We start from the raw sequence: 15,052 nt of genomic DNA, 5'->3' as shown, positions 1-15,052 counted from the left end.
CAGAGAAGAAGAGTCGGAACATGGGACGCGGCAAGCTCCGCATCTACCTCGGCGCGGCACCGGGCGTCGGCAAGACGTACGCGATGCTCTCCGAGGCGCACCGCCGGACCGAGCGGGGCACCGACTGCGTCGTCGGCTTCGTCGAGCACCACCACCGCCCGCGCACCGAAGTCATGCTGCACGGCCTCGAACTCGTCCCGCGGCGCGAGATCGCGTACCGCGGCTCCACCTTCACCGAGATGGACGTCGACGCGATCCTCGCGCGCCGCCCCGCCGTCGCGCTGGTGGACGAGCTCGCGCACACCAACGTACCGGGCTCGCGCAACGCCAAGCGCTGGCAGGACGTCGAGGAACTGCTCCAGGCCGGCATCGACGTCGTCTCCACCGTCAACATCCAGCACCTCGAATCGCTGGGCGACGTGGTCGAGACGATCACCGGGGTCCGTCAGCGCGAGACGGTCCCCGACGAAGTCGCCCGGCGGGCCGATCAGATCGAGCTGGTCGACATGTCCCCGCAGGCCCTGCGCCGGCGCATGGCCCACGGCAACGTCTACAAGCCCGACAAGGTCGACGCGGCCCTCTCCAACTACTTCCGCCCGGGGAACCTCACCGCCCTGCGCGAGCTCGCCCTGCTCTGGGTGGCCGACCGGGTCGACGAGTACCTCCAGGAGTACCGCGGCGAGCACAACATCCGCTCCACCTGGCAGGCCCGCGAACGCATCGTCGTCGGCCTCACCGGCGGCCCGGAAGGCCGTACGCTCATCCGCCGCGCCGCCCGCCTCGCCGAGAAGGGCTCCGGCGGCGAGGTCCTCGCCGTCTACATCGCCGCCAGTGACGGCCTGACCTCCGCCTCCCCCAAGGAACTCGCCGTCCAGCGGACCCTGGTGGAAGACCTCGGCGGCACCTTCCACCACGTCATAGGCGACAGCGTCCCCGACGCACTCCTGGAGTTCGCCCGCGGGTGCAACGCCACCCAGATCGTGCTCGGCGTCAGCCGCCGCCGCTCCTGGCAGTCCGTCTTCCGCCCCGGCGTCAGCGCCACCGTGGCCCGCGAATCGGGACCCGACCTCGACGTCCACATCGTCACCCACGACGAGGCCGCCAAGGGCCGGGGTCTCCCGGTCGCCCGAGGGGCGCGGCTGGGGCGCTCGCGCATCATCTGGGGCTGGGTGGCCGGTATCGCCGGCCCCGCGCTGTTGACCGTCCTGCTCAACCAGATCGTCCCCGACATCGGGCTCGCGAACGACATGCTGCTCTTCCTCACCTTCACGGTGGCGGCGGCACTGTTCGGTGGACTGCTCCCCGCACTTGCCTCGGCGGCCTTCGGCTCCCTGCTCCTGAACTACTACTTCACCCCGCCGCTGCACGAGTTCACCATCTCGGACCCGAAGAACATCGTCGCCATCGCGATCTTCGTGGGCGTGGCCGTGTCGGTGGCATCCGTGGTCGACCTGGCCGCCCGGCGCACCCACCAGGCCGCCAGGCTGCGCGCCGAATCCGAGATCCTGTCCTTCCTCGCGGGCAGCGTCCTGCGCGGCGAGGACTCCCTCGACGCCCTCCTGGAGCGCCTCCGCGAAACCTTCGCCATGCAGTCGGTCGTCCTCCTGGAACGCACCAGCGAGGTCGACCCGTGGACCACGGCCGCATCCGTCGGCACCGGCGCCGTCAGCCGCCCCGAGGACGCGGACGTGGACCTGCCCATCGGCGACAACATGGCCCTCGCCCTCACCGGCCGGGTGCTCCCGGCCGAGGACCGCCGGGTCCTCGGCGCCTTCGCCGCCCAGGCAGCCGTCGTACTCGACCGCCAGCGCCTCGTGGACCAGGCCGAGAAGTCCCGCGGGCTCGCCGAGGCCAACCGCATCCGCACCGCCCTGCTCGCCGCCGTCAGCCACGACCTGCGCACCCCGCTCGCCGGCATCAAGGCCTCCGTCAGCTCCCTGCGCTCCGCCGACGTCGAATGGTCCGAAGAGGACAAGGCCGAGCTCCTGGAGGGCATCGAGGACGGCGCCGACCGCCTCGCCGCCCTGATCGGGAACCTCCTCGACATGTCCCGCCTCAACACCGGCACCGTCGTCCCGCTGATCCGCGAGACCGACCTCGACGAGGTCGTCCCGATGGCGCTGGGCGGCGTACCAGAGGACAGCGTCCTCCTGGACATCCCCGAAACCCTGCCGATGATCGCCGTCGACCGCGGCCTGCTGGAACGGGCCGTCGCCAACATCGTCGAGAACGCCGTCAAGTACAGCCCAGCCGGCCAACCGGTCAACGTCTCGGCCAGCGCCCTCGCCAGCCGCGTCGAACTGCGCGTCGTCGACCGGGGCCCCGGGGTCCCCGACGAAGCCAAGGACCGCATCTTCGAACCCTTCCAACGCCACGGCGATGCCCCACGCGGAGCCGGAGTCGGCCTCGGCCTCGCCGTCGCCCGCGGCTTCACCGAGGCCATCGGCGGCACACTCACCGCCGAAGACACCCCCGGCGGCGGCCTCACCATGGTCATCACCCTCCCCATCGCGGGCAGCGCCCCGCCGGTCACCGCGGAACTCCCGACCTCGGCGGTCACCTGACATCACGGCGACCGCCGACCAGGCTCGGTCCCGGCGATCGCCGGTCACTTCCCGTGGCCGGCGATCGTCGCTCGTCTCAGTGCAGTGGGCCCGCGATCGCCGTCAGCGCGGCGAGGTGGCGCCGATAGGTGGCCAGTCCCTCCCCGGTCAGACACAGCCAGGTCCGGGGCCGGCGCCCGACCTGCCCCTTCTCTACCGTCACCCAGCCCGCTTCTTCCAGGCGCGAGACCTGTTTCGACAAGGTGGAGTCGGTGATCTCAACGAGATCCCGGACATAGGCGAACTCGGCCTTCTCCACGGCAGCGAGCGCCGCGATGATCGACAGGCGGACCGACGACTCCAGAAGGGGCGCGAGTCCGTGTCGCGGATGGGGTCCCTGACCGGCACCCGTCGAAGCTTTCGGCGTCATACGGCGCGCGCCTCCCGCCAGGCTGCCGCGGCGGCCGGCAGCGCGCACGCGACGGCGGCCACGGCCGCGAAAGCGATGCTGTCCAGGAAGACGGTGAGGCCGAGCACGAGGGCCAGGACGTAGGCGACCGCCCAGACGCCGATCACTCTGAGGTGACGGCCTCCGTACCCGCGCGGGACCACGGGCTGCCGAGTCGCGAACAGGGACAGCCCCATGACCACAAGGGCGTTGGCCAGCGTGCTGACGATGGTCCCCGTCGGCCCGTGCCACATCAGTACCGTCGGCACGAGGACGAGCTGCCACACGGCGAACAACCAGAGGTACCCGGCGTACCAGCCGCTCCGCCCCCTCGCGGCCGACTCGATCCGCGCGATCCCCTTCAACGATGCGACCGCATCGGCCTGTTCAGGCATGGCCCACCCCTCCCGTCGCCGCCGGGCAACCTTGAGCTGCCACCCCGGCATCTACTTTCCATACTAGCAAGTACTTGCCGATGAGGAAGCTCGGTGCACGCAGGGGCCTGGAAACACGCGAGCCGTCCGGCTCCGGTATCCCCCACCGGAAGCCGGACGGCTCATGTGTTGTACGACGTTGACCGGTCCGCGGTCGCATCGACCCCTACCCCCACGGTCGGGCCATGCGCCTCCTGTCGGTGTTCAGGTCACCGACCTCCAGCCGCGTACCGCCGGGCCGTCACCCGGCTCCGTCGCTCCGCCAGTCTGCTTCCGGCCGACGGCCTCGACAACACCTCTTGACGCGTTCCTTCCGCGCGACCGGCGATCTTTGATGCGGCCCTGATGACCTGCAGGAAGACCGGACTCACCCCTTCACCCGACGGCCATCAGGAGGCCGTCAAAGTCCCGTTCAGGAGCTTGCCGCCACATCCCCCGTACGCTGGGATGGACTCATGAACAGCGGTCCGCGCTACGACGATCGGCCACCGAATCCGGTGCAGCCGACGGCGCCCGCTGTCCGCCCGGCCGACTGATAGCGGCCGCGCGTCCTCCGCGTATCTGCCGACTGTCCCCGAGGGGTGCCGGTCTTGGCCTCGTACGCATCCTCACCTCCACCGCATGACCTGAGCCCACGCCCCTGCTTCAAGCCGGGGTGCCGGGGGCGTCAGCCATGCCTGCTTCCAGGAATCGACATGTCCTCATCCCTGCCCGCATCCCTGTCCGGACGTACCGTCCTCGTCACCGGAGCCACCTCCGGCATCGGCTACGAGAGCGCCCGCCAACTCGCTGAACTCGGCGCCACCGTCCTCGTCCACGGCCGCACCCCCGAAGAGGCGCAGGCCGCGACCGACCGGCTGATCGCCTCCGCAGGCATCTCCGCCGCTCTACTGCGTCCGCTCGCCGCCGACTTCGCCCGCCTGGACGAGGTCGAGAACCTCGCTCACGCCGTCGTACGGGACCACCCGCGCTTGGACGCGCTCGTCAACAACGCTGCCATCGCCGCGCCCGAGCGCCACACGCTCACCGCAGACGGCAACGAGATCTCCTTCCAGGTCAACTTCCTCGCCCACTACCTCCTCACGAACCTCCTGGAGCCCGCCCTCACCACCGACCCCGGCGGGCGCGTCGTCAACGTCTCCTCCGCACTGCACCGTTCAGGGGCCATCCAGTGGAACGACCCGCAGCGGGTCCGGCGTTACTCCCGCCTCGCCGCGTACGCCCAGTCGCAGCTGGCCCTGACCGTCTTCGCCGCCGACCCGCGCGTCACCGCCGTCTCCGTCAACCCCGGCATCTGCGACACCGGCCTGCTCCCCCTCTACGGACACGAGGGCGCGCCGGCCGCCGAAGGTGCCGAGCACGTCGTACGGCTCTGCGACCCGGCCACCGAGATCGTCAACGGCGCCTACTACGACCGCTCCGAGCGCGTCGCCCCGGCCGCCGCCGCCACCGAGGACCGCACCATCAAGCGCCTCAACAAGCTCGCCGACCTCCTCGTCGGCCACACCGCCTGAAGGGATCCACAGCCATGTCCAAGCGCGCCCGTAAGAAGAGATCCCGCCGCAAGAAGGGGTCCAACCACGGCAGCAAACCCTGCTGCTAGCCACCAGCCCGTTCCGCGGGGCGGCCTCTGACCAAGGCCGCCCCGCCGCCATGTACCGACAAGGAACCTCATGATCAACCTGCCGTCCCACCGACTCCCGGACCTCCTCCGCTGGTACCCCACGGGGGCTCCGGGCTCAGCCGCCCTCACCGAGCACGTCCTGACCACCGAGGCCGGCCGCTGGTGGGTGGACCGCGTCATCCAACCGCGCGTCATCGCCGCCGAATGCGGGGACCACGTACTCCTGCGCGGAGACCCCCAGGCCCTGACACCGCAGGATCTCGCGGTCTTCGCCGACCGCTCCATCGAGGCTCCGGGCCGCTTCCTTCCCCTCATCGGGGCCGCCTTCGACCGGGTCGTGCCGTGGCAGCGCATGGTGTACGTCAAGAGCTCCCCCGTACCGGCCACCCGGGCGCCCAGGGGCGCGACCATACGCAGGCTGAACGCCCGGGACACGCGCGCGCTCACTACCCTCCCGACCGCGATGGGCTGGATACATCGCACCTGGGGCGGACCGGACGCCCTAGCCCGCTCCGGCTACGCCTGGGCCGCCTTCCACAATGACCGCATCGTGGCCCTGGCCTGCACCTACTTCCTCGGCACTGCCTACGAGGACGTCGCCTGTGTCACCGTGCCGGACCCGCGCCTGCAGTACCTGGCCCTCGACTGCGTCAACGCCCTGTGCTCGGACATAGCGGCCCGCGGCCACACGCCCAGCTGGACCTGCTCCGCGAGCAACCGCCCGGGACGCCTGCTCGCCTGGACCGCCGATTTCCGTCCGGAGCGGGAGTACGCCCACTACGCCGTCGGCACACCTGCGGCAACCGGAAGGGAAGCGGCAGGATGAGAAGCGATACTCACCGGGTGGACTCCATCTACCGCAGCACGGCGGGCCGCGAGCACATCCGCCGCTGGTGCACCGACCGGCTCGACGCATGGCCGGTGCCGCACGAGCGGGCGACCTTGACGGCCGGTGGAGCACAGACCCACCTGGTGAGCGCCGGTTCCGGCCCGACCACGGTGGTCTTCGTGCCGGGTACGAACTTCAACGCCGCCGCATCTCTTCCCCTGGCAACCGCCCTGGTCGCGGCCGGCCATCGGCTCGTCCTGCCGGACGTACCCGGACAGCCCGGTCTCAGCTCCGGGGAACGCGGGATCTCCGGCGGCCGCCTCTCGTGGTACGGCACCTGGCTGAGCGAGGTCCTCGACGCGGCCGCCGCGACGGGTCCCGTGGTGGTGGTCGGGCACTCCTTCGGCGCCGCCATCGCGCTGTCCAGCCCGTCGCCGCGCATCGACCGTCTCGTGCTCGTCTCCCCCGGCGGACTGGGCAGGCTGCGCCTCACTCCCGGGCTGCTCGCCGTCTCCGCCGCCTGGTTCGTCCGACCGACTCAGGCGCGCAGCACCCGGCTCCTGCGGGCCATGCTCGCGCCCGGCCACCAGCCGCGCGAGGAGCTGGTGGAGTGGATGACTCTGGTCGCACGCCACTCCCGCTCGAGTGGAGCTCCTGGCATGGCAGACCTTCCGGCGTATGCCGTTCCCCGGCTGGTCGCCACGGGAACGCACGACATCTTCCTGCCACCGCGACGGCTCGCCCCGGCCGTCCGGACCCTGCTCGGCACCGACCTGCACGTCATCCCGGACGCCGGCCACCTCGTGACCGAGGAACACCCCGGCCGGCTGGCGGACCTTGTATGAGCGGGATCATCGAGCACGATGATCGTCCACGCGGCTGTAACACTCACCGGAACTCGGCCAGTCGGCGCCGCAGCCCCAGCACCGTCAACCCGGCCGCGAGCAGCAGCGACGCGCCGGCCAGCGGGCCCCGCGTGTTCAGCGCCCCGCGGCCTTCCTGGACGGCTAGGTCGAAGTGCCGCTGGTTGACGGCGGTGACCTCGTCCAGAGCCTTCATCCATCCGCCGAAGTGGGCGTTGGAAGTGTCCGACGCCCAGCCGATGCAGAAGACCGTGGCCTCTCGCTGCTTCCCTTCGGCCACCAGTCGCCGCATCGTCCGGTCGTCGCGCTGGTAGACGGCGTACGCCTCGATGGTCTTCTCGGCGGCCTCCCGCTCCCCCGCAAAGGTGATGTTGTCCAGCTCGCGCCGGTACTCACCGGTGAACCGCTTGTCCTCGCGGTCCTTCCGGTACGCCGCCCAGAGCTCGTCGAGCTTCCGGTCGTACGTGTCGAGTCCGGCGCCCGGGATCCCGTACAACTGCTGCGACTTGTCGAGGAAGGACAGCTCGTACGCGGCGCGTCGGTCCGGGTCCAGGAGGTAGCGGCTCTCGTCCGCGTTGGCGTCGTAGCCGATCGCCTTGGACCGCGACAGTGCGATGACGGAGTCGAAGGAGTCCCGGCGGGCCACCTTCATACGGTCGTTGGTGATCGTGAGCAACTGCGCTCCGGACACCACCGCGACCACGCCACAGAGGGTGGCAGCAATCAGGCCCGGGTTGAAGACCCGGTGGAAGCGGCGGGCCAGGCGGACCTGGAGCAGCACGAGCGCGGCGATCAGCAGGACCCCGATGACGGCTTCGGCGATCCGCTGCACGGCGAGGTCGCTCCGCGCCGTGGCGTACCGCCGTTCGTACACCGCGTTGTTCGCGTCGACGAGCTTGCGGGCCTGCGGCAGCAGCCGCGCGGCGAGGAGATCGGTCGCGGTCCGGTAGTCCTCGCGCGCGGCGTCCTTGCCTCCGGCATGGCTGTCGTTCTCCAGGGCCCGCCCGAGCAGCTCCTGGTAGTGCGCGAAGTCGTCGGTGAGCGTAACGACGACGACCTCGGTGGCCGGGTCACCTTCCGAGGAGGCGGCGAGCGTCCGCAGGGAGCGGCTGATGGTCTCCTGGGCCTCCCGGTAGAAGCCGTTGGCCTTCGTGTACGACTCCTCGAAGCGTCCCTCACCGGTGCCCGAATCTCCGCTGGAGAGCAGTATGTTCGCCGTTTGGGCGTCCATGTCGTTCAGAGCGAGGTTGAGTTGGGTCGCGGAGATCGTACGGGGCGCGTCGCGCTGGGCCGTCTCCCCCCAACTGGTGTCCGCCCCCGTCGCCGCGACCACGAGCAGGATCAGCAGCCCGGCGGCAGGGAGAACGCAGGCTGCGCGTGCGAGGCGCAGTCGGCCGAGCAGGGTGGCCCGGTAGCGGTCGGCGATCAGCCGGGCCGCCCGGACGATCGCGGCAGGAGGCCGCAGTCCCGACGATCCTCCCCCGCGTTCCTCTCCAGTGAGCGGTCGCAGTGGCCCAGGTTCGCCAGCTTCGGGTGCGGGGCTCTCGGTGAGAGCTCCCGGGGCCCCGGCTACCTCGGCCTGTTCGGTACCGGCGGTGATCGTCACGCACTCTCCAGCCCACACCCGGGCCGTTCGTACGGCCCCGCGTGCACGCCAGCATCTGGCTCAACTGTTCTACTCACCAGGCGCGTTGATGGACACCATATGCGGAGGGAATCCAAATTGATGGGGCCTTGACGTGGTACTTACGGGTCCTTGTCAGCGCCCCCGCCGCCTTCACCCCGCTCACGCGTCGAAGCGGTACCCCATACCGGGGGCGGTGATCAGATGGCGCGGGTGCGATGGGTCCGCCTCAAGCTTCCGCCTGAGGTGCGCCATATACACCCGGAGGTAGTTGGTCTGGGTTCCGTACGAGGATCCCCACACCTCCTGGAGCAGCCGGCGCTGGCTGACGAGCTTGCCCCGGTTGCGGATCAGGACCTCCAGGAGGTGCCATTCCGTCGGTGTGAGCCTGATGTTCGCCCCTCCGCGTCTGGCCTTCTTCGCGAGGAGATCGACGGTGAACTCCTCGGTCTCCACGACCGATTCGTCCACGGCGTCCGTGCCCCGTGCCGGTGTGCGACGGACGACGGCTCCCAGCCTGGCCATCAGCTCGTCCATGCTGAAGGGCTTGGTGATGTAGTCGTCGGCGCCCGCGTCCAGGGCCTGGATCTTCTCCTCGGAACCGTGGCGGGCGGAGACCACCAGGACGGGCACCTGTGACCATATGCGAAGCCGCGTAAGCACCTCGATCCCGTCCATGTCGGGCAGCCCGAGGTCCAGCAGGACGGCGTCCGGGCGTCGCGCCGCCACGGCGTCCAGAGCCGCGCGCCCGTCGTGCGCGCAGTCCACCTCGTACGTGCGCGCCTTCAGATTGATGACCAGCAACCGTGCGAGCCGCGGCTCGTCGTCCACCACCAGCACCCGGGTCATCGGCGTGCCACCTTCCCGTCGTTACGTCCCCCATGGACATGCGATCACCAGAGAACAGCGGATTCGGTCCGCCTCGGCAGGCGTTGACGACCTCCATACGCCGACGGCCGTGACCTTGACGCCCCCCTGATGGCGATCAGCCCCTTCTTGACGCACAGCTGATGCCACCCCGGAGCACACATGGCCCGGGAGGCCGGAACCCTCCCGGTCCGCCCGTATCAGAGCCGTGTCAGAGCGGTGTCAAGGTCGGGGCGGCCTCCTTGAGTCCGGCCTCGCAAGGCAGTTGGATGAATGACGTGAACAGCGCTCTGCGCCACGACGACCGGCCACCGCATACGGTGCGCCCGGCCTCGCGCGCTGCTCACCTGCCGGTGCGTTGACGCACCGCCCCGTTCGCGGCCGCCCGCCCCTCCGCCCGTAAGTCGGGCTGCCGCTCACGCCCCGTGCCCGCCCCCATCCCTGGCGGGCACGGGGCCGCACTCTTCGCACGCCCCGGTTCCGTCCGCCCGGTCGGCAGTCGGATGCCGCGCCGCGCCCACATTCCCGCGTACCACTGGAGACAGTTCATGATCGAAATCGCCCCGCAGCAGCTGCCCGCCCTGAGCCGCTGGTTCCCCACGGGCTCACCCGGCCCCGGGGCCCTCGCCGAGCACGTGCTGACCACGGGTTCCGGCGTCTGGTGGGCCGACCGCCCCGACCGGCCCCGCGTCCTCGCCGTCACCTGCGCGGACCACGTGCTGCTGCGCGGCGACCCGAGCGCGCTCGCCCCGGGTACCCTGAGCCGGTTCGCCAACCAGTACGTGGAAGCACCCGCACGGTTCTGGCCCTCGCTCGGCGCCTCCTTCGAGCGTGTCGACCCCTGGGAACGCATGGTCTACGTCCACCAGGCACGGGCGCTGCTCCCCCGGCCACTGCGTGGCGTCACGGTACGGCGCCTGGTGCCCGGGGACGCTCCAGCGCTCGCCCAGCTGCACTCCGAGAACGCCTGGATCCACGCCAGTTGGGGCGGGCCCGCCGGCCTCGCCGCCTCCGGCCACGGCTGGGCCGCATTCGCGAAGGACCGGATCCTCTCCGTCGCCTGCACCTACTTCCTCGGCAGCGCCTACGAGGACATCGCGGTGGTCACCGTGCCCGACCGGCGGCGCGAGCACCTCGCACTCGCCTGCGTCGCAGGCCTGACCGCGGACATCCGGGGCCGTGGACGCGCCGCGAGCTGGTGCTGCTCTCGCGACAACCGGCCCAGCCGGCTCCTTGCCTGGTCGGCGGGGTTCCGGCTGAGCCGCGAGTACGTCCACCACGTCACGGGCCGCGCCAGGGCGCGTACGGTCCGGGCGAGCCCGGTACCCGCGTGAACGGCGTACTCACCTGTGCATCTCAGGTCGCCAGGTCGAGGCGCGCCTCCTCCAGGTCCAGGGAGCGCTGGAGCCGTCGGCGGGTGGTGTCGCTGATGCGGTGGTCGTCGTAGAGGCGTTGGAGTTCTACGGCCTCCACCCGGATCAGGTCGCGGCGCAGCAGCCGGTAGACGTGCTCCGCCGATCCGGCCGGGTCGGCTTCCTCCAGGCGGTCGCGGGCGTGCTCCAGGCGGGCCTGCAGGCTGCGCCGGAGCCGGTCGGCCACCACGTCCGGTACGGCTTCGAGGTCGGACATCTCATCCAGCCGCCGGATGCCCGCGGCGGCGAGGCTGCACCGGGCGGAGGCCTCCTCGCGCTCGGTGTGGTCGGGTTCGAGGGCGATTCCGGAGCGGCGGACCACGTCGGCGAGGGTGAAGCCCTGGGCAACCAGGGTGACCACCACCACCGAGGTGGTCAGTACGAGCACCAGCGGGCGCTGACCGAGCAGGCTGCCGTCGTCCGCCGCGACGGGGATGGAGAGGGCCGCGGCCAGGGGGACGACGCCCCGCGTGCCCGCCCAGGTCAGCACGACCGGGATCCGCCAGGAGGCACGCGCACCCGCGCTCCGCTGGACGACGGCCGACAGCGGCAGCACCCACAGCAGGCGTACTGCGATCAGCGTCACGGCGACCACCAGCGCGTACAGGGGCCAGAGCCGGTCGGCAGCGCCGAGCGCGGCGACCTGCCCCGGCAGGGTGAGGCCGATCAGACTGAAGACCACGCTCTCCAGCAGGAAGACCACGGTGCCGTTCACCGCGTGCAGCTGGATCCGTATGGGGGCGTTGGTGAACCGGTCGGCCCGGCCGCCGAGCACCACGCCCGCCACCACGACGGAGGTCACGCCGGACGCGTGCACCGCCTCCGCCAGCACGTAGGCGGCGTACGGCGTCACCAGGGCGATGACGGTCTCCAGCACGGGGTCCTCGGTCCTGCGCCGGATCAACGCCACGACCCCCGCGACCGCTCCGCCGATCAGGATGCCTCCGCCGGCGAGCAGCGCGAACTCGGTGCCCGCCGCCCGCCAGGAGAACCCCGCCGAGGCCGCTGCGACGACGACCGCGACCCGGAAGAGCAGGAGCGACGTGGCGTCGTTGAAGAGGCTCTCGGCCTGTACGAGGACCTGGACGCGGGGCGGCAGGGCGAGTCGGCGGCCGAGTGCGGTGACGGCCACCGGGTCCGTACTCGCGAGGATGGCCCCCAGGACCAGCGCCATCGGCCAGGTCAGTGGGGTGAGCAGCGATGCCACCGCCCCGACCGCGGCCGCCGAGGCCAGCACCAGACCGACCGCGAGGACGCTTACCGGCTTCCACACCAGGCGCAGTTCGCGCCAGGACAGTTCCTCGGCGCTCGCGTACAGCAGGGGCGGCAGGACGACGAGACCGATCAGTTCGGGACTGACCCGGATCTCCGGAGTGCCCGGGATCAGCGCGACCACGAGGCCCGCGACAACGAGCAGTGAGGGGGCGGGAATTCGCCACCGACGGGCCCCCGTGGCCACGACCGTGGCCAGCACCACGAGGAACAAGACCGTACCGACGCTGCGCATGTGAAGCCCCCACCGATTCGACGCGGGCCACGCGGCCCGCGACGCCGACCAGACTTCCCGGCACACCGCCTTCACCCTATCGGCGCACCGGCCGTCAATACACCGTCAAAGTCCCGGCCGAGGGCCGTCAGGAGCGCGTCAGGGAGGTTCTGTTCACGGTATCGCTGGTGTTCGCTGGTCAGGTTGAGGGCGCACAGAGGAGTCGGGTACGCGTGAGTACGGAAACCATCGTAGGAATCGTCGTCGCGGTCTGTCTGGGGGGCTATCTGATCCTGGCCGTGTTCTTCCCGGAGAAGTTCTGACGATGGCGACCACCCAGGCGTCCAGCCCGGAGGCGGAGCCGGGGACCCAGGACCGACAGACCGTCGCGCGCCCCGGAAGACTCAAGGTCTTCCTCGGGGCCGCCCCCGGCGTCGGCAAGACCTACCGGATGCTCGACGAGGCCCACCGCCGGGCGGCCCGGGGGTCGGACGTGGTGGCCGGCTTCGTCGAGTGCCACCGGCGCCGGCACACCGAAGCGAAGCTCGACGGTCTGGAGAGCCTCCCCCGCGCCGGACACGAGTGCCGCGGCGGCCGGTATGCCGAACTGGACAGGGAGGCACTCCTGTCCAGACGGCCCCAGATGGTGCTGATCGACGAGCTCGCCCACACCAACGTCCCGGGGGCGGGCCGGCACCCGAAGCGGTGGCAGGACGTCGAGGAGATCCTCGCCGCCGGGATCGACGTTGTGACGACCCTCAACATCCAGCACCTGGAGTCCCTCAGCGACGTCGTCGAGAAGATCACCGGTGTTCCGCAACGCGAGACCGTGCCCGACGAGTTCGTACGTCGCGCCCACGAGATCGAGCTGGTCGACATACCTCCCGAGGGACTCCGCCGCCGGATGGCGCACGGCAACATCTATCCCCCGGAACGGATCGACGCCTCCCTCGCCAACTACTTCCGCCCCGGCAACCTCATCGCGCTACGGGAGTTGGCGCTCCTCTGGCTGGCCGACCGGGTGGACGAGGCCCTGCACAAATACCGCACCGAGCACGGCATCGGGGATGTCTGGGAGACCCGGGAACGGGTCGTGGTGGCCCTCACCGGCGGACCCGAGGGCGAGACCCTCATCCGGCGGGCGGCACGCATCGCGGGCCGCTCCGCCGGCGGTGAACTGCTGGCCGTGCACGTCGCGCGCAGCGACGGGCTCGCCGCAGGCGTCTCCCACGCGGCCCTGGCCGGACAACGGGCCCTCGTCGAGGACCTCGGCGGCAGCTACCACTCCGTCGTCGGTGACGAAGTACCCACCGCACTGGTGGACTTCGCCATGGCAGAGAACGCCACCCAGCTGGTCCTCGGTACAAGCCGCCGCCGTCGGCTGGAACGATTCCTCACCGGCCGGGGCATCGGCGAGACCGTGGTGGCGCTGTCCGAGGACATCGACGTCCACATGGTCACGCACGAACGGGCCGGCCACGGCCGCCTCCTGCCCTCCCGGCGCCGTACGCTCCCCACATCCCGGCTCATCGCCGGGCCGGTGGCCGCCCTGCTGCTCCCCTTACTGCTCACGCTCGCCCTCGACCGCATGCGCGGCACGCTGAACCTCACCAGCGAGGCACTGCTGTTCTTGGTGGCCATCGTCGGCGTGGCCTGCATCGGCGGAGTGGTCTCGGCCCTGATCGCGGCGCTCACCGCCGCACTGCTGCTGAACTACTGGTTCATGCCGCCGATCGGCGAGTTCACCATGAGCGACCCGGACAGTGTGCTGGCGCTGGTGGTGTTCGCCGTCGTCGCCGCTACGGTGGCCGCCGCGGCGGACCGGTCCCTGAGGCTCTCCCGCCGCTCGGCGCGGGCGACGGCCGAGGCGGAGACCATGTCGTCGCTCGCCGGCAGCATCGTCCGCGGCGACCAGACGATCCCGGCCCTGCTGGAACGCACTCGGGAGACCTTCGGCATGGACACCGTCGAGCTGACCGCCGAAGCCCCTGACCCGGGCACGGACCGCGGCCGCCGCCCCCACAGCGCGGCGGACTCCGCCCTCGTGGTGGCAGCAGGCCCCGAGGCCTTCCTCGTCCTGCGCGGCCGTGCGCTGCCGTACTCCGAACGCCGTGTCCTGGCCGCCTTCGCCGCGCACGTCGGCGCCGCGGTCGAGCGGGCCCGTCTGACCGAGGCCGCAGCCGAGGTGGCGGCCGAAGTCGAACCGATCAAGGCGGCCGACCGCCTGCGCACCGCCCTGCTCCGCGCCGTCAGCCACGACCTGCGGACCCCCTTGGCCGGGGCACTGGCCGCAGTCGGCTCCCTGCGCAATCAGGAGGTGGAGTTCTCCGCCCAGGACCGGGACGAACTGCTGGAATCCGCCGAGGTGTCACTGCACCGGCTGAACCGCCTGGTGGAGAACCTGCTCGATCTCAGCCGGCTGCAAGCCGGCGCCCTCACCCTCGACCTGCGGGCCACCACACTCGAGGAGGTCCTTCCCGTCGCGCTCGACTCGCTGGGCCTCAGCCCCGGACACCGGCCCGCCATCGACGTACAAACCCTGGAAGCGGTACCGGCCCTGCTGGCCGATCCGCCCCTCCTCGAACGGGTACTGGCCAACCTCGTCGGCAACGCCGTCCGCCACGCGCCCGCTGACCGTCCGGTACTGGTGACGGCCAGCGCCCTGGCAGGGCAGGTCGAAGTCCGGATCGCCGACCACGGCCCTGGCATCGCCGCCGACGACCGTGAGCGCGCCTTCGAGCCGTTCCAGCGCCTCGGCGACCGCGACAACACGGCCGGACTCGGCCTGGGCCTCGCCCTGGCCAGGGGACTCACCGAGGCCATGGACGGCACGCTCACCCCCGAGGACACCCCTGGCGGAGGTCTCACCATGGTCCTTTCCCTGCCCGTCGCCGCCCAGGTGACAGCGGGACGGCCCTGACC

The 15,052-nt window shown here is 71.1% G+C and carries 12 protein-coding genes; 7 read left to right on the top strand and 5 right to left on the bottom strand.

Features of this window, described 5'->3' with window-relative positions; all coding sequences use genetic code 11:
* Positions 1-20: 20 nt before the first annotated feature.
* The gene (locus tag OHU74_RS35820; RefSeq protein ID WP_371614007.1) at positions 21-2,564 is read left to right on the top strand and encodes an ATP-binding protein; all 2,544 of its coding nucleotides are present in this window, start codon (positions 21-23) and stop codon (positions 2,562-2,564) included.
* 76 nt (positions 2,565-2,640) lie between these two features.
* Here the strand turns inward: OHU74_RS35820 and OHU74_RS35815 are convergent, their stop codons facing one another.
* Together OHU74_RS35815 and OHU74_RS35810 are read right to left on the bottom strand one after the other, a co-directional pair.
* A complete protein-coding gene (locus OHU74_RS35815) occupies positions 2,641-2,973 on the bottom strand; it encodes a winged helix-turn-helix domain-containing protein (protein ID WP_371614008.1) in 333 nt (110 codons plus the stop codon).
* Positions 2,970-3,386, bottom strand: a complete 417-nt coding sequence (locus OHU74_RS35810) for a hypothetical protein (RefSeq protein WP_371614009.1) — start codon at positions 3,384-3,386, stop codon at positions 2,970-2,972. The genes OHU74_RS35815 and OHU74_RS35810 overlap by 4 nt, the downstream gene beginning before the upstream one ends.
* Before the next feature lie 734 nt (positions 3,387-4,120).
* Here OHU74_RS35810 and OHU74_RS35805 point away from each other — a divergent pair.
* The 3 genes from OHU74_RS35805 (at position 4,121) to OHU74_RS35795 (ending at position 6,723) form a co-directional block, all read left to right on the top strand.
* A complete protein-coding gene (locus tag OHU74_RS35805) occupies positions 4,121-4,939 on the top strand; it encodes an SDR family NAD(P)-dependent oxidoreductase (RefSeq protein WP_371614010.1) in 819 nt (272 codons plus the stop codon).
* Positions 4,940-5,098: 159 nt separating this feature from the next.
* On the top strand, positions 5,099-5,875 hold the full coding sequence (locus OHU74_RS35800; RefSeq protein ID WP_371614011.1) for a GNAT family N-acetyltransferase: 777 nt from the start codon (positions 5,099-5,101) through the stop codon (positions 5,873-5,875).
* Complete coding sequence (locus OHU74_RS35795) at positions 5,872-6,723, top strand: alpha/beta fold hydrolase (protein WP_371614012.1); 852 nt, start codon at positions 5,872-5,874, stop codon at positions 6,721-6,723. Before OHU74_RS35800 ends, OHU74_RS35795 begins: the two co-directional genes overlap by 4 nt.
* Before the next feature lie 43 nt (positions 6,724-6,766).
* Here OHU74_RS35795 and OHU74_RS35790 read toward each other — a convergent pair whose 3' ends face one another.
* Together OHU74_RS35790 and OHU74_RS35785 are read right to left on the bottom strand one after the other, a co-directional pair.
* A complete protein-coding gene (locus OHU74_RS35790) occupies positions 6,767-8,347 on the bottom strand; it encodes a hypothetical protein (protein ID WP_371614013.1) in 1,581 nt (526 codons plus the stop codon).
* Positions 8,348-8,527: 180 nt separating this feature from the next.
* Entirely contained in the window at positions 8,528-9,214 is a 687-nt protein-coding gene (locus OHU74_RS35785; RefSeq protein ID WP_371614014.1) for a response regulator, read from the bottom strand.
* A 566-nt stretch (positions 9,215-9,780) separates the two neighbouring features.
* Between OHU74_RS35785 and OHU74_RS35780 the strand changes: the two genes are divergently transcribed.
* Positions 9,781-10,566 carry a GNAT family N-acetyltransferase gene (locus OHU74_RS35780; RefSeq protein ID WP_371614015.1) on the top strand — a complete coding sequence of 262 codons (786 nt, stop codon included), beginning with the start codon at positions 9,781-9,783 and terminating at the stop codon, positions 10,564-10,566.
* Positions 10,567-10,588: 22 nt separating this feature from the next.
* Here OHU74_RS35780 and OHU74_RS35775 read toward each other — a convergent pair whose 3' ends face one another.
* Positions 10,589-12,151 carry a Na+/H+ antiporter gene (locus OHU74_RS35775; RefSeq protein ID WP_371614016.1) on the bottom strand — a complete coding sequence of 521 codons (1,563 nt, stop codon included), beginning with the start codon at positions 12,149-12,151 and terminating at the stop codon, positions 10,589-10,591.
* A gap of 212 nt (positions 12,152-12,363) precedes the next feature.
* Between OHU74_RS35775 and kdpF the strand changes: the two genes are divergently transcribed.
* Together kdpF and OHU74_RS35765 are read left to right on the top strand one after the other, a co-directional pair.
* The gene (gene kdpF, locus OHU74_RS35770; RefSeq protein ID WP_371614017.1) at positions 12,364-12,453 is read left to right on the top strand and encodes a K(+)-transporting ATPase subunit F; all 90 of its coding nucleotides are present in this window, start codon (positions 12,364-12,366) and stop codon (positions 12,451-12,453) included.
* A 2-nt stretch (positions 12,454-12,455) separates the two neighbouring features.
* On the top strand, positions 12,456-15,050 hold the full coding sequence (locus OHU74_RS35765; protein WP_371614018.1) for an ATP-binding protein: 2,595 nt from the start codon (positions 12,456-12,458) through the stop codon (positions 15,048-15,050).
* Positions 15,051-15,052: the final 2 nt, after the last annotated feature.

It is taken from the genome of Streptomyces sp. NBC_00454 (genome assembly GCF_041434015.1).
Classification (GTDB): Bacteria; Actinomycetota; Actinomycetes; order Streptomycetales; family Streptomycetaceae; genus Streptomyces.
Note: the sequence above shows the minus strand (reverse complement) of the source record. Positions and strands in the feature narration are given on the sequence as shown.